This window comes from Dactylosporangium sp. NPDC050688, from assembly GCF_040654515.1.
Lineage (GTDB): Bacteria > Actinomycetota > Actinomycetes > Mycobacteriales > Micromonosporaceae > Dactylosporangium.
Window position 1 is genome coordinate 42,003 of sequence record NZ_JBFAIC010000041.1, and the last position, 20,136, is coordinate 62,138.

The 20,136-nt window shown below is 70.7% G+C and carries 13 protein-coding genes and 2 pseudogenes; 7 read left to right on the top strand and 8 right to left on the bottom strand.

Annotation, left to right across the window (positions count from 1 at the left end; genetic code table 11):
* Positions 1 to 344: 344 nt before the first annotated feature.
* Positions 345 to 515: pseudogene (locus tag AB0H83_RS31940) on the top strand (ISL3 family transposase); the annotation flags it as partial.
* On the opposite strand, the gene AB0H83_RS31945 reads toward AB0H83_RS31940, so the two are convergent.
* On the bottom strand, positions 505 to 951 hold the full coding sequence (locus AB0H83_RS31945; protein ID WP_360101483.1) for a response regulator: 447 nt from the start codon (positions 949 to 951) through the stop codon (positions 505 to 507). The pseudogene AB0H83_RS31940 and the gene AB0H83_RS31945 sit on opposite strands and share 11 nt — an antisense overlap.
* Positions 952 to 1,146: 195 nt before the next feature.
* Here AB0H83_RS31945 and AB0H83_RS31950 point away from each other — a divergent pair, with 195 nt between their 5' ends.
* The 3 genes from AB0H83_RS31950 (at position 1,147) to AB0H83_RS31960 (ending at position 4,981) form a co-directional block, all read left to right on the top strand.
* Positions 1,147 to 2,223 (top strand): iron ABC transporter substrate-binding protein, encoded by a 1,077-nt coding sequence (locus AB0H83_RS31950; RefSeq protein ID WP_360101485.1) that lies wholly within the window; start codon positions 1,147 to 1,149, stop codon positions 2,221 to 2,223.
* 80 nt (positions 2,224 to 2,303) lie between these two features.
* The gene (locus tag AB0H83_RS31955; RefSeq protein ID WP_360101487.1) at positions 2,304 to 3,836 is read left to right on the top strand and encodes an iron ABC transporter permease; all 1,533 of its coding nucleotides are present in this window, start codon (positions 2,304 to 2,306) and stop codon (positions 3,834 to 3,836) included.
* Positions 3,833 to 4,981 (top strand): ABC transporter ATP-binding protein, encoded by a 1,149-nt coding sequence (locus AB0H83_RS31960; RefSeq protein WP_360101489.1) that lies wholly within the window; start codon positions 3,833 to 3,835, stop codon positions 4,979 to 4,981. Before AB0H83_RS31955 ends, AB0H83_RS31960 begins: the two co-directional genes overlap by 4 nt.
* A gap of 601 nt (positions 4,982 to 5,582) precedes the next feature.
* On the opposite strand, the gene AB0H83_RS31965 is transcribed toward AB0H83_RS31960, so the two are convergent.
* On the bottom strand, positions 5,583 to 5,996 hold the full coding sequence (locus AB0H83_RS31965) for a hypothetical protein (RefSeq protein WP_360101491.1): 414 nt from the start codon (positions 5,994 to 5,996) through the stop codon (positions 5,583 to 5,585).
* A 297-nt stretch (positions 5,997 to 6,293) separates the two neighbouring features.
* Between AB0H83_RS31965 and AB0H83_RS31970 the strand changes: the two genes are divergently transcribed.
* Positions 6,294 to 7,772, top strand: coding sequence for an SMP-30/gluconolactonase/LRE family protein (locus AB0H83_RS31970; protein WP_360101493.1), 1,479 nt, complete (start codon positions 6,294 to 6,296; stop codon positions 7,770 to 7,772).
* A gap of 29 nt (positions 7,773 to 7,801) precedes the next feature.
* Positions 7,802 to 9,856, top strand: coding sequence for a PQQ-dependent sugar dehydrogenase (locus tag AB0H83_RS31975; RefSeq protein ID WP_360101495.1), 2,055 nt, complete (start codon positions 7,802 to 7,804; stop codon positions 9,854 to 9,856).
* Positions 9,857 to 10,258: 402 nt separating this feature from the next.
* Here the strand turns inward: AB0H83_RS31975 and AB0H83_RS31980 are convergent, their stop codons facing one another.
* The 4 genes from AB0H83_RS31980 to AB0H83_RS31995 all read right to left on the bottom strand — a co-directional run bounded on the left by AB0H83_RS31980 (position 10,259) and on the right by AB0H83_RS31995 (position 14,870).
* The gene (locus AB0H83_RS31980) at positions 10,259 to 12,139 is read right to left on the bottom strand and encodes a BTAD domain-containing putative transcriptional regulator (protein ID WP_360101497.1); all 1,881 of its coding nucleotides are present in this window, start codon (positions 12,137 to 12,139) and stop codon (positions 10,259 to 10,261) included.
* Positions 12,140 to 12,245: 106 nt separating this feature from the next.
* Complete coding sequence (locus tag AB0H83_RS31985) at positions 12,246 to 12,977, bottom strand: hypothetical protein (protein ID WP_360101499.1); 732 nt, start codon at positions 12,975 to 12,977, stop codon at positions 12,246 to 12,248.
* Positions 12,978 to 13,011: 34 nt separating this feature from the next.
* Positions 13,012 to 14,142: a HAMP domain-containing sensor histidine kinase gene (locus tag AB0H83_RS31990; RefSeq protein WP_360101501.1), complete on the bottom strand. Its 1,131-nt coding sequence runs from the start codon at positions 14,140 to 14,142 to the stop codon at positions 13,012 to 13,014.
* Positions 14,139 to 14,870 (bottom strand): response regulator transcription factor, encoded by a 732-nt coding sequence (locus AB0H83_RS31995; protein WP_360101503.1) that lies wholly within the window; start codon positions 14,868 to 14,870, stop codon positions 14,139 to 14,141. Before AB0H83_RS31995 ends, AB0H83_RS31990 begins: the two co-directional genes overlap by 4 nt.
* A gap of 164 nt (positions 14,871 to 15,034) precedes the next feature.
* Between AB0H83_RS31995 and AB0H83_RS32000 the strand changes: the two genes are divergently transcribed.
* Entirely contained in the window at positions 15,035 to 18,373 is a 3,339-nt protein-coding gene (locus AB0H83_RS32000; protein ID WP_360101505.1) for a right-handed parallel beta-helix repeat-containing protein, read from the top strand.
* 15 nt (positions 18,374 to 18,388) lie between these two features.
* On the opposite strand, the pseudogene AB0H83_RS32005 reads toward AB0H83_RS32000, so the two are convergent.
* Positions 18,389 to 18,766: pseudogene (locus tag AB0H83_RS32005) on the bottom strand (RICIN domain-containing protein); the annotation flags it as partial.
* Positions 18,767 to 19,471: 705 nt separating this feature from the next.
* Positions 19,472 to 20,032, bottom strand: a complete 561-nt coding sequence (locus AB0H83_RS32010) for a type VII secretion system-associated protein (protein ID WP_360101507.1) — start codon at positions 20,030 to 20,032, stop codon at positions 19,472 to 19,474.
* Between the last annotated feature and the right edge of the window lie 104 nt (positions 20,033 to 20,136).

Below are 20,136 nucleotides of genomic sequence, written 5' to 3' on the forward strand. Positions count from 1 at the left end.
GGAACCACCTTCCGAACCCGCTCTTTACCTCCATAGATCTTCACATCGACTTCAGCTCCAGTAATGTCCGCAATGTACGGCTTATTACTCAATGCCTTAACTTGATTCTTGGTAGTTTGCCATTTTTCAGGACTACTATTCGACCATGCCACGAGCTTTTCCGGCATCCGCGGATAATTGATATCCGCCCACAGGCGTCTGAGCTCCGCACGAATAGCAGCCTCGTCCTTCGCTGTCAGAATTGGCGGTTGCCCGTTGCTGCGGTCATTCCGGATCGGTGATGGCGGCGCCTCGACGCCTGGATCGCCGTCGTCCAGGCCGGCGACCTGCCCGAACTGCACTCCTACGCCAACGGCCTCCGACGCGACTACGACGCCGTCCGTAACCGCCTCACCCTGCCGCATAGCTCCGGTGCTGTCGAAGGCCACGTCAACCGCATCAAAATGACCAAAAGGCAGATGTTCGGCCGCGCCAAACTCGACCTGCTCCGCAAACGCGTCCTCCTCACCCACTGAACACCGAGCAGGGACTAACTTCGATCAACCAAAGTGGGCCAGATCCAGTTGCGGTCCGGGCGGCGTCGACGAGGCGCCGTCGGGGCGTTGGCGCACCGCGGAGGACGCCGAGCACGGCATTCAGGGTGTCGTCCTTGGCCAGGAACGCATCCGCACCGGCACGGTGCGCGGCGGCGGCCAGATCCGCACGCGGATGCCCGGTCAGGACGACCAGCAGCGCCGCCGGACGCATCGCCCGCAGCTCATCGACGACGGCCAGGCCACCGGCATTGGGTAGGTACAGGTCGACAATGGCGACGTCGAAGTCGTAGACGGCGGCCTTGGCCAGCCCGTCCCGCGCCGAATTGGCCACCGCGACACACCGCAGGTCTGGTTGGGCGTCGAGCGCGAAGGCGAGCGCATCGGTGAAGACCCGGTGGTCGTCGATGAGCAGCACCGTCCGCGGCTCTCGCCCTGCGGGGCACGCGCCGGATACGGCAGGCATGGTTGCCGTGCTCATCGCGCTATCAGCCCCTTCCGCGGACAACCCCCCAAATTTGGGGCTCAGCCGGGGGCGACCCAGCCCTACCGTACTTATTTAGGTTAGCCTAACGTAAGCCTCGCACGACCTCCTTAGCGAAGGACCACTTTGATGTCGATCACGTATACCTTGACCCGGCGGCGGGCGCTTGCAGCGCTGCTGACCATTCCAGTGGCGGCGCTGGCCGCATGCGGCAGCACCGACACGGACAGCGGTGCGCCGGCCCCCACCGGCTCGTCCGCCCCGGTGCTGGATCGGAACGCAACATTGACGCTGTACAACGCGCAGCACGACACGCTGACCAAGGCGTGGGTGGAGGCGTTCACCGCCAAGACCGGAATCAAGGTCGAGATCCGGCAGGGCAGCGACCTGACCATGGCCAACCAGCTGGCCGCAGAGGGCGCCTCGTCACCGGCCGACGTGTTCCTGACCGAGAACTCCCCCGCCATGTCGCTGGTCGAGAACGCCGGCCTGTTCGCACAGGTCGACAAGGCCACCTTGGCGCAGGTACCCGCCGAGTACTCCCCGTCGACCGGCAACTGGGTGGGCATCGCCGCCCGCAGTACGGTGCTGGCCTACAACCCCACCAAGGTCACCGAGGCGGAACTGCCGAAGTCGATCATGGATCTGCAGGACCCGAAGTGGAGCGGCAAGTTCGGCGCCGCTCCGAAGGGCGCGGACTTCCAGGCCATCGTCTCGGCGATGCTCGAACTCAAGGGCGAAGCGGCCACGAAGACGTGGCTGGCCGCACTCAAGACCGGCGGGCAGGCGCACACCGGCAACAGCGCGGCCATGAAGGCCGTCAACGCCGGCACGTCCACGACCGCCGTCATCTACCACTACTACTGGTACGGCGACCAGGCCAAGACGAAGGAGAACAGCAACAACGTCAAGCTGCACTTCTTCGGTGGCCAGGACCCGGGCGCGTTCGTGTCCGTGTCCGGTGGAGGAGTGCTCAAGTCCAGCAAGCACCCGGCCGAGGCGCAGGCGCTGCTGCAGTACATCACCGGCAAGGACGGTCAGAAGCTGCTGGCCGACAGCACCGCGTTCGAGTATTGCGTCGGCAAGGACGTGCCGTCCAACCCCGCGCTGAAGCCGCTCGCCGAGCTCGGCGCGCCGAAGGTCGACCCGTCGAAGCTCAACAGCAAGAAGGTCGTCGACCTGATGACCGCCGCCGGGCTCATCTGACGCATCGCCCGAATCCGGAAACGCACGCTCCAGCCGTGACTCCAGCCACGACCCCTGCCGGGCCGGCAGCAGGCGCAGCCATGCGGCGACTCCGATCGCTGCCTCCGCTGCGCCTGCTCGTGCCGTGCCTGCTGATCGCGGGTTTCGCCGCGATCCCGCTCGTCGTCATCGTCTACTACTGCTTCGACGTCGGCTGGGCCGTCGTCGAACCGCTGGTGTTCCGGCCGCTCATCGGCGAGCTGCTGGCCAACACGATCCTGCTGTGCGCCACCACGACCACCTGCTGCCTGACGGCCGGTGTGGCCCTGGCGTGGCTGGTCGAGCGCACCAACCTCCCGGGCCGGGGTGTGTGGCTGGCGTTGCTGGCCAGCCCGCTGGCGATCCCCGCGTTCGTGAACAGCTACGCGTGGATCAGCCTCGCCCCCGAGCTGCACGGGCTCTGGGCAGCCACGATGATCACCACCCTGTCCTACTACCCGTTCGTGTTGCTGCCGGTCGCCGCGGCTCTGCGCGGTCTCGACCCGGCGCTCGAGGAGACGGGCCGCAGCCTCGGCCTCGGCCCGGCCAGGATGTGGGTGCGGGTCGTGCTGCCGCAGCTGCGACCCGCGATGCTCGGGGGGTCACTGCTCGTCGCGCTGCACCTGCTCGCCGAGTTCGGCGCCATCGAGCAGCTGCGGTACGCCACCTTCGCCACCGCGATCATCGCCCAGTACGAGTCGACGTTCGCGTCCACGGCGGCGAACGCGCTCGCGGCCGTGCTCATCGCCTGCTGCCTGCTGTTCATCACGCTGGAGGTCCTGACCCGCGGCCGCGCACGAACCGCCCGGCTGGGATCCGGTGCCGCCCGTGCGGCCACACCGATCCGGCTCGGCCGCCTCACCGCGCCGGCCGTCGCGGTGCCGCTCACCGTGGTCGTTCTGGCCGTCGGCGTACCCGTCTACAGCGTCACCCACTGGCTCGGCTACACCGGCGCCGCCGGGTTCGACCCTTCCGCCCTGCTTCCGGTGCTCGCGACCACCGCCAAACTCGCCGCACTCGCCGCGGCCGTCACCGTCGCCGCCGGGTTTCCGCTGGCGTGGCTGTCGGTGCGGCACCGAAGTCTGATGACCACCGTGCTGGAACGCAGCACCTACCTGGCCAGCGCTGTCCCCGGCGTCGTCGTCGGCCTCGCCCTGGTGACCGTGTCGATCCGCTACGCCCGGCCGCTCTACCAGACCACCATCCTCGTGGTCGCCGCATATGTGATGCTGTTCCTGCCCAGGGCGATGGTGAACCTGCGCTCCGCGATCGGCCAGGCACCCCCGGTGCTCGAGGAGGCGTCGCGCGGCCTCGGCCAGTCCGCGTTCGCCACGTTCCGCCGCGTCGTCGTCCCGCTCACCGCACCGGGCGTGCTGTCCGCGGCGGCCTTGGTGTCACTCGCCGTCACCACCGAACTGACCGCCACGATCCTGCTCGCACCAACCGGAACCCACACCCTGGCCACCGAGTTCTGGTCTGCCGCCGCCGAGATCGACTACCCCGCCGCCGCGCCGTACGCCGTCTGCATGATCGTCCTGTCGCTCCCGTCGGCCTACCTGCTGCTGCGCCAATCCGTCCGAGGAGTCACAAGATGACCGCCCTGTCCGTGCACGGGCTGTTCAAACGCTACGGCCGGGTACCTGTCCTCAACGGCATCGACCTCGACGTCGCCCGAGGATCCGTCACCGCGATCCTCGGCCCGTCCGGCTGCGGAAAGACCACCCTGCTGCGGATCGTCGCCGGATTCGACCGTGCCGACGCGGGCACCATCACCCTCAACGGCACGGACGTGTCCAGCGGCCGCGGCGTCCTGCCGCCCAACAAACGTGGCATCGGCTACGTCGCGCAGGAAGGTGCACTCTTCCCGCACCTGGATGTCCAGGCCAACATCACCTTCGGGCTGCCGTACCTGACCACCGGCAGGCACCTGCGGCGACACCGAGCCGCGGCGTTGCTGGAACTGGTCAGCCTCGATCCGGCCCTCGCCCGGCGGTACCCCCATCAGCTCTCCGGCGGCCAGCAACAACGCGTCGCCCTCGCTCGCGCCCTCGCCCGCAAACCCTCGCTCGTCCTGCTCGACGAGCCGTTCTCCTCCCTGGACGCCGGCCTCCGCGAAGCCACCCGGACCGCCGTCACCGCCGCGCTCAGGGCCGAGAACGTCTCCACCCTCCTGGTCACCCACGACCAAGCCGAAGCGCTGTCCATGGCCGATTACATCGCCGTCATGACGGACGGCAGGTTCACCCAGACCGGGCCGCCGCAACAGCTCTACGCACGGCCAGCCACCGCGGACGCCGCGCTCCTGCTCGGACCGGCGAGCGTCCTGGACGGCAAGGTCGACAACGGCCGGGCCATCTGCCCGCTCGGTGCCCTGCCCCTCACCCAGCCTTGCCCCGACGGCGATGCCACCATCCTCGTCCGCCCCGAACAGCTCCAGTTGTCCGACGCCGGCGCCACGGCCGACGCCACGGCCACGGTCCTCAGGTGCGAATTCTTCGGCGCTGACATGGTCGTCACCGTTCAACTCGCCGGTGGCGCGACGATCCGCGCCCGCGCCGCCGGCACCACCACATACCACCCAGGACAACCGATCACCGTCACCGTGCACGGACCCGTGCACGCCTACGCACGACAGGCGCCGGGCTGGCGTCCCGACGACGTGCCGATTTCCACTCAGCCCGACCCACCCACGCCCACTCCACCGACGACGGCAGCCGGCCGCCGGCTTCGGCCTCGATGACACCGAGGTCGTGCGGCACAACCCTGGGCGCGGCCAGCGCCGCCAGGCCGATCAGCACCGGCCAGGAGAAGCCGAGCACTCGGCGCGGCCGGCTCGTCGGGCCTGCGCTTGCCGAAAACCCATCTGCCCTGGTGAGGGCCGGTGTGGGGTGTCGGAGATGTGGATCTGGTTGCTGGGCCTGGGCGTAGCTTGATCGATGCAGCATGATGGGCTGCCGTGCTGCTGCGACTGGCCTACCTGGCTGTGACGGAACGCGTTCGCGGTGCTGCGGCTGCTGCCGATGAGCGATCGGCATAAGGATGTGGAAATCCTTGCCCTGCGCCATCAGATCACGGTGCTGGAACGCCAGCCGGACCGCCTCGTCCCCGGTCACGGTGAACCGCCCGTCCCACGTCACCCGCCACACCCGCCCGGCGGCGTTCTCGAACGCGACGAACGCGTCCGGGCTACCTTCCAGCGCGGTCACCTCGGCGACCAGGACGCTGTACGGCTGGAAGACCCGAGCCATGCCGTCGGTGCAGCTGCCGCGCACGTCGTTGCGGTGGGACAGTTTCACGAACGGCGACGCGGCCGCCGCAGCTGCGCCACCGACGTCATCTCATCAACCGCTGGAACGCCTCGTCACGCGTCTCCCGCCCGGAGAACTCGCACGAGCACGCCGGGAAGGCGAATACGGCGCGATCTCAGACACTCCGACCTCGTCGTGGTTGCAGACGTCCTGCCCCGCTATGACGACCGTGTCGAACGCGAACCCCGGCGAGTCCAGCCCTGCGACCACCGTGACGGGCGCGGCCGCCGGACCGGGATGCCGCTCGCGCAGCAGCCGGACCATGTTCCGGACAAGCGTCGCATCGAAGTCGTCCACCACGTTGATGCGGTGGAAGTATTCGCCGTCGGCGCTCAATGCCGCCACATATCGAAGGTGGAAGAAAGACCAGGTCCAGACGCCGTCGATGTCGGTGGCCGGTTCAGCATTGGGGATGCTGTCGCACAGCAGTGACGCAAGGGCCGTCATGCCGGGTTCCGTCCTTCTGCGCGGGTCCGGCCCAGCACACCCGAAGCGATGACGTCCATCTGACCTTGCGGAACGGTCGTGCATAACGGTTTTCCCGACGGCATTCTTTGTTTTCTCGGTATGGGGAAAGTTTCAGTCGACCGCTGGTGATACCGCCCGGGGCGGAGATGGGGTTGCCGGCCCGATTTGACGGTCTCCGGGCCGCCGAAGCAGACTGTGGCATTGACGAATATCGTCGGATGAGGCGGGCCGGAAACCGTATCGCGGCGCCATTTTCCATGGTCGAAGGGGAGCACCATGACCAGCTCGAACCCGAACGCGGGGCGCGCCCGGCGGGCGGTCGCGGTCGGTGGCCTGGCCACCGCGGTGGTGTTCGCCGGTGTGGTGCTGGCGACCCGGGCGCCGGCACTGGCCGCCACGATCACGCCGGGGCAAACCACGGCGATCGTCGGTGCGCAGTCCGGCCGGTGCCTGGACGTCAGCGGCGCGAGCACCGCCAACGGCGCGCAGGCCCAGCTGTGGGACTGCACCGGCGGCGCGAACCAGCGCTGGACGTACACCGCCGGCCGGCAGTTGCAGGTGTACGGCAACAAGTGCCTGGACGCCTACGGGCGGGGCACCACCAACGGCACGTCGATCGTGATCTGGGACTGCAACGGGCAGAGCAACCAGCAGTGGAACGTCAACGCCGACGGCACGATCAGCGGCGTGCAGTCCGGGCTGTGCCTGAGCGCCAGGAGCGCCGGCACCGCCAACGGCACGAGGGTCGTGCTGTGGTCGTGCGGTGGCGGCGCCGAGCAGCGGTGGACCGCACCGGTGGCGACACCGTCGTCCGCGCCGCCTTCGAGCCCGTCGTCCAGCCCTTCCTCCAGCCCATCGACGCCGGCGTGCTCCACGTCGGTCAACCCGCTGCCGGCGTCGTCGGTGGCGGCGAGCCTGGTGCGGGGCGGGTTCTCCTTCACCGAGGGGCCGACGTGGGTCGCCAACCCCGGATACCTGCTGTTCTCCGACATGCAGAGCGCCACCGGGGCGCAGGGTGTGCAGCCGTCGACGATCTGGCGCTACTCCCCGCAGGCGGGCTTCGAGCAGTTCATCCAGAACGCCGGCAGTAACGGCCTGGCCGTCACGCCCGACGGCGCGCGGGTCGTCGCGGCGACCCACGACCAGCGCAGCGTCTCGGCCTACAGCCTGGCCGACCGGTCCCGCAGCACGGTCGCGGCGAACTACAACGGCCAGCTCTTCAACTCCCCCAACGACGTCACCATCGCCGCCGACGGCACCGTCTATTTCACCGACCCGACGTACCAGCGGGGCAACCGGCCCGACGCGATGGACGGCATGACCGGTGTCTTCCGTGTCCGCAACGGCCAGGTGCAGCTCGTCGACGGCAGCCTGCGCCAGCCCAACGGCATCGCCCTGTCACCCGACGGCCGGACCCTGTACGTCGCGGCGATGGGCACGAACCAGATCTACAGGTACCCCATCGGCACCGACGGCACGATCGGCGAGCGCGGCGTCTTCGCGTCGATGAACGGGCCCGACGGGGTGACGATCGACTGCGCCGGCAACCTGTACTGGGCGTCGAACTCCGAGGGCACGGTCCACGTGTTCGCGCCGAGCGGCGCGCAGCTGGGCGTGATCACCGTCGGTCGCAGCACCACCAACGCTGCCTTCGGTGGCCCCGACGGCCGGACGCTGTTCATCACCTCCGGCACCCCCTCGGCGGGCTTCGGCATCTACAGCGTGCGCCTCAACCTGCCCGGCAACCCGTACTGACCCGAACCTGTGCAGAACCGGAGGTACAGATGTCAGCACGTCTGACGGCGACCCGATGGTGGGCGGTGGCGGCCACGCTGCTGGTGGCGGCCTCGGCCGGGCTGCTGGCCGGCGCCTCGAACGCGGCGGCGGCCACCGGTGTACCGATCGTGGGCGCCACGTCTCACCGGTGCCTGGGGGTACGCGGCAGCACCAGCACCAACAGCCTGGTCCAGATCCGCGACTGCACCGGGGCGGCGAACCAGGCCTGGCAGTCGACGGCGGCGGGGGAACTGCGGCTGTTCGACGGCACCCGCTGCCTCGACGCGGTCGCCCACGGCACCCGGCCGGGCACGCAGGTACAGATCTACACCTGTCACGGCGGAGCCAACCAACAGTGGCGGATCAGCGGCAGCACCATCGTCGGTGTCGAGTCCGGCCTGTGCCTCGACACCAGCGGCGGGGCCACCGCCAACGGCACGCAGGTGGTCCTGTCGACCTGCACCGGCCGCGGCAGCCAGCAGTGGAGCATGGGCGCCACCGACAGCCGGCCACCGACCCCGCCGGCGAACGCCCGGATCAGCAACCTGACCTGCAACTCGGTGGACTTCGCCTGGGACGCCGCCACCGACGACGTCGGCGTCGCCTACTACGACGTGTACCACGACGGGCAGCTGATGACCTCACTCGGCCCGGCGACGCTCTCGGTGCGTCTGACCCTGCCGGCCGGCGTGACCTGGGGCCTGTACGTCAACGCCCGGGACGCGGCCGGCAACGTGTCGCAGGCGAGCGCGACCGTGCCGGTCACCCCGCCGCCGTGCCAGGCCGACACCCAGCCGCCGACCGCGCCGACCGGTCTGCGCTCCTCGGTTGCCGGCACGACGGTCACGCTCGGCTGGACCGCGTCGAGCGACAACATCGGCGTCACCGGCTACGACGTGTACCGCAACGGCACCCGGGTCGCCACGGTCAACGGCGCGGTGACGTACACCGACAGCGGCCTGGCCGCCGGCACCAGCTACACGTACACCGTGACCGCCCGTGACGCGCAGGGCAACGTGTCCTCGCCGAGCGCGGCGGTGACCGTGACGACCGGGGCGTCGTGTGCGAACCCCGTCTGCGGCGTCACTCAGGTCACGACCGAGCGGGACCTGCCGTGGGGGCTGCTCACGCTGCCCGACGGCACCGTGCTGTACACGCGGCGGGACCGGTTCGACATCGTCCACCTCGACCCGGTCACCGGCGCCAAGACCGTCATCGGCACCGTGCCCGGCGTGGCCGGCACCGACGGCGAGGGCGGTGTGCTCGGCATCGAGATCGCGCCGACATTCGCCACGGACCACTGGCTGTACATCTTCCACACCACCGCGACCGACAACCGCATCGTGCGGATCAAGGTGGAGAACGACCGGCTGGTGACCAGCACCGCGCAGGTGCTGCTGACCGGCATCCTGCGCAACAAGTACCACAACGGCGGGCGGCTGCGGTTCGGCCCCGACGGCAAGCTGTACGCCAGCACCGGCGACGCGCAGAACGGCGACAACGCCCAGAAGCTCGACGGCCTCAACGGCAAGGTGCTGCGCATCAACCCCGACGGCTCCGTCCCGACCGACAACCCGTTCGGCAACGCCGTGTGGAGCTACGGGCACCGCAACCCGCAGGGCCTGGCCTTCGACGCCCAGGGCCGGCTGTGGGAGCAGGAGTTCGGCAACAGCGTCATGGACGAGACCAACCTCATCATCCGCGGCGGCAACTACGGCTGGCCGGCCTGCGAGGGGACCACCGGCAGCTGCGCCACGGCCGGGTACATCGCCCCGAAGGCCACCTACCCCGTGGCGCAGGGCTCGTGCAGCGGCATCGCCGTCGTCGGCGACGCCCTCTACATCGCGTGCCAGCGCGGCACCCGCATGTACCGCTCGGTGATCACCAGCGCCGGCAGCCTGACTGGCCAGCAGCAGTACTTCGTGGGCACCTACGGCCGCCTGCGCACCGTCGAGCCGACCCGCGACGGCGCGCTGTGGCTCACCACCTCCAACACCGGCGACAAGGACAGCATCCCGGACAACAGCAACGAGAAGATCCTGCGGGTGACGCTCGGCGGATGAGCGTGCCAGGCCCTGGCGCTGTCATGGACCTCGAAGACACCGGCTCCCGAGCCCGGTACCTGATCCGCGACCGGGACGGCAAGTACCCGAACTGTTCGACGCCATCCTCGCCGACGCGGGCATCGACATCATCCTCAGCGGCATCCGCCACGAATACCAACATGCCGCCTGACCTGCACGGATGAGATTTTCGGCAAGGGCACGGTCGGCGGCCGCAGGACAAAGGGTAGAGAAATCGGTGCCCTGGAACGATTCTTCTACCTCTTGTGGAGGTGGCGGCTGCCGCAGGCGCGCGATCACCTGCCATCCACCGCGATGAGCCGGCTCGGCCGCTGTCTGGGGCAGGACCACCAGCGCGGACACGACCCCGGGCGCTGCGACGCCGCGGGCGGAGGAGCGCCGTCAGGAACTGGTGGCGCCCACCGGCGGCCGGTTGTGCGCGCGCCGCACGCCGGGTCGCTGCGCCGGGATCTCCCCCCGGGCTTCGCGCGACTCGGCCGGCCCGGCAAGGCGGATCCGGCGCACCGGCAGATCGGTCACCTCCGGCCGGCGGGCCAGATCGCGGGCGTAGAGATGGGTCAGCCCGGTGGTGACGTACCGGTCGCCGGGCAGTTCGGTCAGCAGGTGGCAGGCCTCCAGCGTGCGGAATGCCTCACGGACGTCGGTCGCCGGCAGGCCGGTCAGCATGGTCGCCTCGACCAGCGTGATGGTCGTCGTGGTGTGCCTGCCGAGGCAGCGCAGCAGGTGGGCCGGGGCGTGCGGCAGGTGCCGGCTGGTCAGGGTGAGCGCGGCCGCCACGCCCGTCGCCTGGTCGTCGGTGCGCAGCACGGAGAGGCGGGTGGACTCGTCGGCGAGCCGGTCGGCGAGCGCCGAGACCGGCTCGTTGGGGCGGGTCGCCAGCCGGGCGGCGGCGATGCGCAGGGCCAGCGGCAGGCCGTCGCAGGCGGCGAGCAGGCGGCGCACCGCGTCCGGCTCGCGGTCCAGCCGGTGCGTGCCGACCAGCGCGGCCAGCAGCGCGGTGGCGTCCGCGGCGGCGAGCGGCCCCGCTGACACCGGTGTCGCGCCCTCCCCGACGACCAGGCTGTCGAGCCGGTATCGACTGGTCACGACGGTGCGTACCCCGGCGCCGGGCAGCAGGGGTCGCACCTGCTCGGCGGACGACGCGTTGTCCAGCACCACCAGCATGCTGCGCCCCGCCAGTGCGCTGCGGTACGCGGCGGCGCGGGCATCCAGGCCGGCGGGTACGTCCGCGCCCAGCGCGGTGAGGAAGCCGGCCAGGACCTCGGCCGGAGCGGCCGGTTCATCCGTGGAGAAGCCACGGAGATCGGCGAAGAGCACGCCGTCCGGGCAACTCTGCCGCTGGGCCCACTGCAGCGCCAGCGCGGTCTTGCCCACGCCGGCCGGGCCGGTGATCAGCACCAGGTCACCGGCGGCATCGAGGGCGGTGAGCTCCGCGGCGCGGCCGGCGAATCCGCGTGGTGGGGCCGGCAACTGGGTCAGGGTCCGTTCCGCCGGGGCCGGGGACACCGCAGGCGCCGCAATCGCCCGCGCGGGTCCGGCGCCGGTCTCGCCGCGCAGGATCGCCTCGTACGCGCCGCGCAGCACCGGCCCCGGGTCCACCCCGAGCTCCTCGGCGAGCGCAGCACGGGTGCGGTGGTAGACCGCGAGCGCCTCGGCCTGCTGGCCGTCCTGGTACAGGGCCATCATGAGCAGGCGTACCAACGATTCGCGGAACGGCTGCTGACGCGCCGCCTCGCGCAGCTCGGCCAGCCGCTCGACGCCGCGCCCGAGGGCGACCAGGTGCTCGCTGAGCACCTCCAGCGCGTTCAGCCGGGTGTCGTGCAGCGCGGCCGCCCATTCGCCGAGCCGGTCGCCGCCGAGCCCGGACAGTGCCGGCCCGTGCCACAGGTCGAGCGCGCCGGCCAGCAGGTCGACCGCGGTGCGCCGGTCGGCGGCCAGGCCCTGCCGGACCATGTTGGTGAACCGGTGCACGTCGATGGCGTCGTCGGCGGCCTGCAGGACATACCCCGGCGGGCGGGTGATCAGCCGCATGCCCTCGCCGAAATCCTTGCGCAGTTGCGCGATGTGGCCCTGCAGGGCCGAGCGGGCGGCGGGCGGCGGTTCCTGCCCCCAGACGGCGGTGAGCAGGGTTTCGGTGGGGACCACGCGGTTGAGTTCCAGGGCGAGCGCCGCCAGCACCTCGCGGCGTTTGCGGGTGGCGACCGGCACCAGCCGATCGTCGTCGGTCCGCAACTCGAAGGTGCCGAGCAATGTGAGCCGCATTACTCGAGGCTAGGTGCATGGCATACCGGTAAAGATCACACGCGCAACGCTGCAATGTACTTGAAAGGATTGCGCAAGAAATAATCCTGCCGGCGCAACGGAGTGATTACGAACAGGTGACTTTGACGGCGCTCGCCGAGACGTGCCGATAGGTGGGCACCGAGCCGATCATGTTCTCGCCTTGGTTGGTGATGACGATCCGCAGTTCCCCGTGCACGATCGGGGCAACGCCCAGTGTCACCCAACTGCCGCGGTTGCGGGGCTGGGCAACGGCGAACGGGCGGCCCGGATCGCCGCCCTGGATCGCGCTGTAGACGAGGTAGTGAGCCGGTTCGCCGCCGTTGAAGATGATGTCGTCGACGTCCGGGATGTAGACCTGGATGAGGCAGGAGCCGCGCACGATCGGGTCGGTGTGGAAGTCCCACTCGGCGTACAGCGTGGGGTTGGGCGTGCGAGCGTCTCCGGAGAGCGGGAGCGCGTCGGTCTGCCCCACGCATCCGCTGCCGAAGTGCAGCCACCCCACCTGACCCTTGAAGAAGCTGCCGACGCGGTGGTATGAGGCGGCCCTGGCGTTCGGGCAGCCGGGCCCGGCGGTGGCGCTGAACGTCGCGAGTGACGTCTCGGTATGGGATCGGCCGACGTCGGCCACCATGGCGGCGGGCGTCTCGTGCAGCGGCTCGCGCGGGACGAAGGCGGCGTAGACGAACGGGGCCAGCAGCAGCGTGACTCCGGAGACGGCCAACAGGGCGATCAGAACGATGCTCGGCGGTCGCGGCCCGGCGGGGAGCTCAACCGAAGCTGCATCGTCGTCATCGGCCCAGTCGGACGGGTAGACCACGCACGCCTCCTCTGGACAGTTGAGGTTTCAATCATCACTCATACCCGGCCGGAACCCCCCGTGGTATTCGGACCTCGAAACAACAGCCGCCATCGACGTTACGCACCGTCACGGTACCGCCGTGCGCGGAGACGACCCCACGCACGATCGCCAGGCCCAGGCCGCCGCGCACCCCCTCCAGGGTGCGGACGGTGGTGCCGTGCCAGCCCGCCTCGAACACCACGGGCAGGTCCTCCTCCGGGATGCCGCCGCAGCCGTCGGAGATCGCCACGACCGCCCAGTCGTCATCGGTACGGCTGTCCACGATGACCGTGCCGCCGGCGGAGGTGTGCCGGATCGCGTTGCTGAGCAGGTTGGTGAAGGCCCGGGCCAGCTCACGGCTGTCCGCTCGCACCACGACCGGCTCCTGGCGCCGGGCAGCGAGGGTCACGCCGCCCTCGGCGGCGAGCACGTGCAGGCCGGCGACCGCGTCGGAGATCAGGTCGTCGAGGGTCACCACGGTGGGCGTCAGGTGCAGCGTGCCGGCCTGGATGCGGGACAGGTCGAACAGTTCGTCGACCATGTGGGTCAGCAGCTCGGCGTCGGTGCGGATGGCCGCGTAGTAGCGGGCCGGATCGGCGACCACCCCGTCCTCCAGGGACTCGATCATCACCCGCAGCCTGGCCAGCGGGGTACGCAGGTCGTGCGAGATCCAGGCGACGAGCTGGCGCCGGGACGCCTCGGTGGCCCGCTCGCGCCGCTGCGCCGCGGCGAGCTTCGCGCTGGTGATCGCCAGCTCCCGGCCCAGCTCGGCCAGCTCGGCGGTGGGCGGGTCCTCCGGCGCGCGGAACCGGATGTCGTCCCGTAACGCCCGGGTGGCCAGCGTGAGCCGCCTGTTGCCGGCGATCAGGGAGCGACCCATCACCACCCCGGCGGCGATGGACACGATCATCGCTACGCACATGACCAGCAGTTCGGTGGACAGGTCGGTACCGGATCGGGCGGTCACCACCTCGACGCCGATGGTGGCCGCCGCCATCCCGCCCGCGGTGATGACGATCGCGCCGACGAGCGGGACCAGGACCGAGTGCCGGCGCAACAGCCGGACCACCAGGATGCCGAGCAGGCCGACGCCCAGTGAGTCGGAGGCCGCGACCAGCAAAATCACGACGGTGTCCCGACTCACGCGCCGGCCTCCGACGGACCGGCGTCGAACCGGTACCCGACTCCCCAGACGGTGACCAGTATCGACGGGTGCGCGGGGTCGTCCTCGATCTTCTCCCGCAACCGTCGCACCTGGACGGTCACCGGGGACGCGTCACCGAAGTCGTACGCCCACACCCCGCGCATCAACTCGTCCCGGCGCAGCACCCGCCCGGGCCGGCGCATCAGGTAGACGAGCAGGTCGAACTCGCGGGCCGTCAGCGCCAGCCGCACACCGTCCTTCTTCGCCACCCGGGCGGACGGGTCGACGACCAGGCGCCCGGCCCGCAGTTCGTCCGTGGGCGCCGCCGCGGTGGTGTGGACCCGGCGCAGCACCGTCTGCACCCGCAGCACCAGCTCACGTGGGCTGAACGGTTTGGTGAGGTAGTCGTCGGCGCCCGCGGTCAGTCCCCGCAGCCGGTTCTCCTCGGCCGACAGCGAACTCAGGATGATGATGGGAACCTGGCTGCGCCCGCGCAGCCGGCGGCACACCCGCATGCCGTCCATGCGCGGCAGCATGAGATCGAGGACGACCAGGTCCGGGTTGAGCGTCTCGGCCAGTTCGAGGCCGGTGTCACCGTCGGCCGCGACGGTCGCGGTGAAGTCTGCCCGGTGCAGGTAGCCGACAACCACCTCGGCGACCGTCGGGTCATCCTCGATGACCAGAATCCGCCGGCGGCGCACAGCCTGCGGAAGGTCCGGTAACGCCATGGCGCGAAGTCTAGGCCGTCGCTCAGTTCTTCCGGCGATCCTTGACACCACAAATATTTGCACCATCAGATGTCATTGCCGGCCAACCCGGCGCCGACGAGTCGCTGACGGTCCGGGCCGAGTCCGTCAGGATTTGCTCGTCGCCGGCTGGCAGGATGGGCGCCGTGCGCCAACTGCTGACCGTCCGTCCCGACCGGCCGGACTGCCACCCGACCATCGGCGCGGCACTCGCCGACGCTCGCAGCGGGGCGATCATCACCGTCTGGCCCGGCCGCTACGAGGAAAACCTGCGCATCTCCACCGTCGTCACCATCACCTCGGAAGAGGGACCGGAGACCGTGCGCATCCACCCCGCCCACGGCAGCGCGGTCGTCGTGCTGTCCGAGAGCGTCAAACTGGCCGGGGTGACGGTCGCCGGGCACGGCGACGACGCCGTCGTCGACGTGCCGGTCGGCCAGGCCGAGATGGACAACTGTGTGGTGGCCGGCGACGGCTGGGCCGGTGTGCTGGTGCGCGAGCGAGGGTCGCTGGCGATGCGGGGCTGCCGGGTGACCAATCCCGGCGGCGCCGGCATCGTGATCACCTCCGCGGTCGACTCCACGGTCACCGACTGCGTGGTGGAGAACCTGGCCACCTCCGCCGTGGTGCTCGGCGACCGGGCCAATCCCACGATCCGTTCGAGCACCCTGCGCAACGCCGAGGGCAACGGCCTCTGCGCCAACGGGGCGGCGGCCGGTCGGCTGGTGGACTGCGACGTCTCCGGAACCACCAAACCGGCCATCGCCATCGAGGACGCCGGCAGCACCACGGTCACCGGCACCAAGGTCCACGACACCACGGGCGTCGGGGTGTACCTGGCCACCTCCGGCACCCCAGAGATCTCCGACTGCGTGCTGACCGGCATCGGCGAGCACGGCATGGTGCTCACCTCGGGGACCGCACCCCGGATCACGGGGTGCCGCATCTCCGGTGCCAGGGGCGACGGCATCCGCGTGCTGGAACGGTCGCGCGGCAACATCACCGACTGCGAGATCACCGGCACCCACGGCGCCGCGGTACGGGTGGGCGGCGGCAGCGACCCGAGCATGACCCGCACGGTGATCCAGCAGTGCGCGGCCGAGGGCGTGGTGGTCGAGGACGCGGCGGCCGGGTCGTGGGAGGCGTTGACCGTGCGGGAGGTCACCGATGGGGTGGTCGTCCGCGGCGGAGCCAACCCGATGCTCTCCGGTGCCACCATCACGGCGGTGCGCGGGCACGGCGTGCTCGTGGGTGACGGTGGCCGGGGACGGCTGTCCGACCTGACGATCCGCGACACCGCGGCGACCTCGGTGCGCATCGACGGCGGGACGCCGTTCTTCAGCGCGCTGACCGTGCTCTCCTCCCTCACCACCGGGATCTCGCTCGGCGCGCACGCATCGGCCACCCTCCGCGATTGCGAGGTCCGCGACTGTGCCGAGCACGGCCTCGCCGTCGAGCACGACGCGGAGGTCTCCGCGGTCCGTATGCGCATCCGCCGCTGCGGCGGCAACGGCGCTCAACTCGGCGCCGGCGCCCGGGCCAACCTCTCCACCTGCGAACTGACCGACAACGCCGGCCATGGTCTGGTCGTCGGCACCAGCGATCCGGTCACGGTGCTCGACTGCACGCTCACCGGCAACGGGGGCGCCGGCCTGCTCGCGACCGTACCGAACCAGCGCATGTCGGTGGAGAGCCTGACGTCGGAGCGCAACTCCTCGCCGGACGCCTACGGCGCCGCCTACGCGCAGCAGCCGGTGGCCCTGCCGGAGCCCGCCGGCGGGCAGTCCGGGTCTGCGGCCGCGGCGCCGGTCGCCGAGGCGGACCCGGAGGAGGCGATCGGGCCGTCCCAGGAGCTCCAGGCGCTCATCGGGCTCACCGGCGTCAAGCGCGAGGTGTCCTCACTGGTCAACCTCAACCGGTTGGCACGCAGGCGGCGGGAGGTCGGGCTGCCGGCCCCGCCGATGAGCCGGCACCTCGTCTTCGCCGGCGCACCCGGGACCGGCAAGACCACCGTGGCCCGGCTGTACGGGAGCATCCTGGCCGATCTCGGCGTGCTGCGCACCGGCCACCTGGTGGAGGTGTCCCGGGCCGACCTCGTCGCGCAGATCGTCGGCGGCACCGCCATCAAGAGCACCGAGACGTTCACCAAGGCCCTGGGTGGCGTGCTCTTCATCGACGAGGCGTACACGCTCAGCGCCCAGGAGAAGGGGACCGGCCCGGACTTCGGACGGGAGGCCATCGACACGATCGTCAAGCTCATGGAGGACCACCGGGACGACATCGTGGTGATCGCCGCGGGTTACTCGCACGAGATGCGCGGCTTCCTCTCCTCCAACCCGGGCCTGGCGTCCCGGTTCACCCGCACCATCGAGTTCGAGAACTACACCACCGACGAACTGGTCACCATCGTCGAACAGATGTGCGCCAAGCATCGGTACGAGCTGGACGAGGCAGCGCACGAGCGGCTGCGGCTCTGCTTCGACCGCATCCCGAGGGACGCCAACTTCGGCAACGGGCGGACCGCCCGGAAGGTCTTCGAGGAGATGGTGGATCGGCAGGCCACCCGGCTGGCCGACATGGATGACGCGACACCGGAGGAGCTGACCCGGCTCCTGCCCGAGGACATCGAGCTCCCGGGCGGCTCGCTGATCTCGTCGGGCGCCCGGGGCCGCAACGACTCGGCGCTGCCGGCCCTGCTGGGACAGCTCAACTCGATGGTGGGCCTGGCGAACGTCAAGCGGGAGGTCAATGACCTGATCAACCTGCTCGCCACGGCCCGGCAGCGCGAGGCGGCCGGCCTGCCGGTGCCCCCGGTCAGCGCCCACCTGGTCTTCTCGGGCGCACCCGGCACCGGCAAGACGACCGTGGCCCGCCTCTACGGCAGCATCCTGGCCGATCTGGGAGTGCTGCGCGGCGGCCAGCTCGTGGAGGTGTCCCGTGCCGACCTGGTGGGCCGGTACGTCGGGCACACGGCCGCGCTCACGAAGGACGTCTTCGAGCGGGCGCTCGGCGGCGTGCTCTTCATCGACGAGGCGTACACGCTGTCGCGGGCCGGCAACTCCGGCAACGACTTCGGCAACGAGGCGATCGACACGCTCGTCAAACTCATGGAGGACCACCGGGACGACGTCGTGGTGATCGCGGCCGGGTACTCCGCCGAGATGGACGGGTTCCTGTCGTCCAACCCGGGGCTGGCGTCCCGGTTCGCGCGGACCATCGAGTTCCCCAACTACAGCACCGAGGAACTGGTCACCATCGTCACGATGCACGCCGCCACCTCGGGATACGAGATCCCGCCGGAGACCGCGGACCGGCTACGCGGTGTCTTCGACGCGGTGGTGCGCGACGCGACCTTCGGCAACGGCCGGTACGCCCGGCAGGTGCTCATGGCGATGGTCACCCAGCAGGCCGGGCGGCTCAGCGCGATGGGCACCCCCGAACTCTCCGACCTGCGCACCCTGCTGCCCGTGGACGTAGCGGCCTGATCAGCTGGAGACTGGTCAGCCGAGACGCCACTTCTGGTTGCCTCCGCCGGAGCACTCCCACAGCTGCAGCGGGCTACCGCTGCCGCCCCAGTTCTTGACGTCGACGCACTTGTCGGCATGGGGGTTGACCAGGTCGCTGGCGCCGGTCAGGTTGAACTTCTGCGCCCAGCCGCCGTTGCAGCGGGCCAACTGGATCGCCGCGCCGTTGTCCGTCGATGCCCACGCGATGTCCATGCACAGCCCGTAGATGCGGATCGTGCCGTCGCCGGGGAGGGTCCAGCTCTGCGCCTTCTGGCCGTTGCAGGTCGCCGCCTGCAGGCGCTGCCCGTCGACACCGTTGAAGCCTGGCACGTCGATGCACAACCCCTGCCAGCCGATGATCCTCTTGGTGTTCGCCGCCGCGGCCGGAGGCGGGGCTGCCGGGGCGGCACTCTGCTTCGGCGTGCTGCCAGTGTTCACGTTGGTGCCGGTGCCCCCGTTGCTCCCGTTGGCCCCGGCGGTGCTGCCGGCAGCGCCACCCGCGGCCGTGCCGGCGGTCGAACCGCCGCTGCCTCCTTGGTTGGCGCCGTTGCCCTGGGCGCCGCTGGGCACGATCGACGGCAGCGCCGAGGCGGATGGGACCAGCGGGGCGGGCACCGCGCCCGGTGCCGCACCGGGATCGCCGTTGTTCGGGTCGCCGACGAGCTGGTTCGCCGGATCCGCCGCGCGCTGCCGCTTCTGGCCGGAGTCGTGCAGGCCGCTGACGGTGAAGGCTCCGGCGACGAGCACGAGACCGGCGATCAGCGCACCCGCCCGCACCGGGCGCGGCACCCGGCCGGGCGGCTCGGCCCTGGTGTCGCCGTCGCCCGGCCGGTTCGGGCTGGAAACGAAGAGGCTTCCGCGCCGCCGTGCCGCCCCCAGCGCGGCCCGCAGGGGCGAGCGCGGCGGCGGTGCCGCGTCGGGGGCCGCCTGGGTCTCCGCCGAGGGCTCGGGGGCGGCGGCCTGGACCTGGACGTTCACCCCGTCCACGGTGACGCTCTGGGCGGGGGCCGGAGCGTCCTGCGGGTCCTGCGGCTCGCTGGTGGTTCGCCTGCGGTCGGGCACGGAAGAACTCCTGGGTCACTCAGTGGGCGCGAGCACGGCGCGCAGCGCCTCGACGGGCACGACAGTGGAGGCTACGGCGGTTGCATTGACGTACAGCAGATGGCCCGGCGGCACGAGCGGCAGCAGGTCGGTCACCGGCATCGCCGTGAAGCCGAAGTTGACCAGGGGGCCGAAGTGCTCCGTGGCGGTGAAGATCGCGACCGCCGGCTCACCGGCCGGCGTGGCCAGCGACGCCGGCGTGCCGTCGGCACCGAGGAGCACCGCGACCTCGGCCGTCACCAGAGCCCTGGCCACGTCGTCGAAGGTCCGGTAGCCGACGGTCAGGAACTGGATCGCCGCGTCCACCGGATCGGTCGGCTCGGGCCAGCCGAGCCGCTCGGGGGTCGGCCGGTACTCGTCGTTGTACTCGAAGCCGACGACGTCCCCGGCCTCGTCGACCTGCCAGGCGCCGATCACCGCCCACGCGGGCACCGGACCGTCGCCCTCCCAGTGCGGGTCGATGAGCGCGATCGGCTCGCCGGGCTCCTCGGCCGCCTTCCGGCGTACCTCCGCGGCGACGGATTGTGCGCTTTCCATGTCGGCTCCCGTTCCGGTCGTCCTCCGATTTGACCGGAACGGGCCAACACGACCCCAACGGCACGCCAACAGGCCACCGGGTCGGGTCCGCCGGGCTCGCGTCC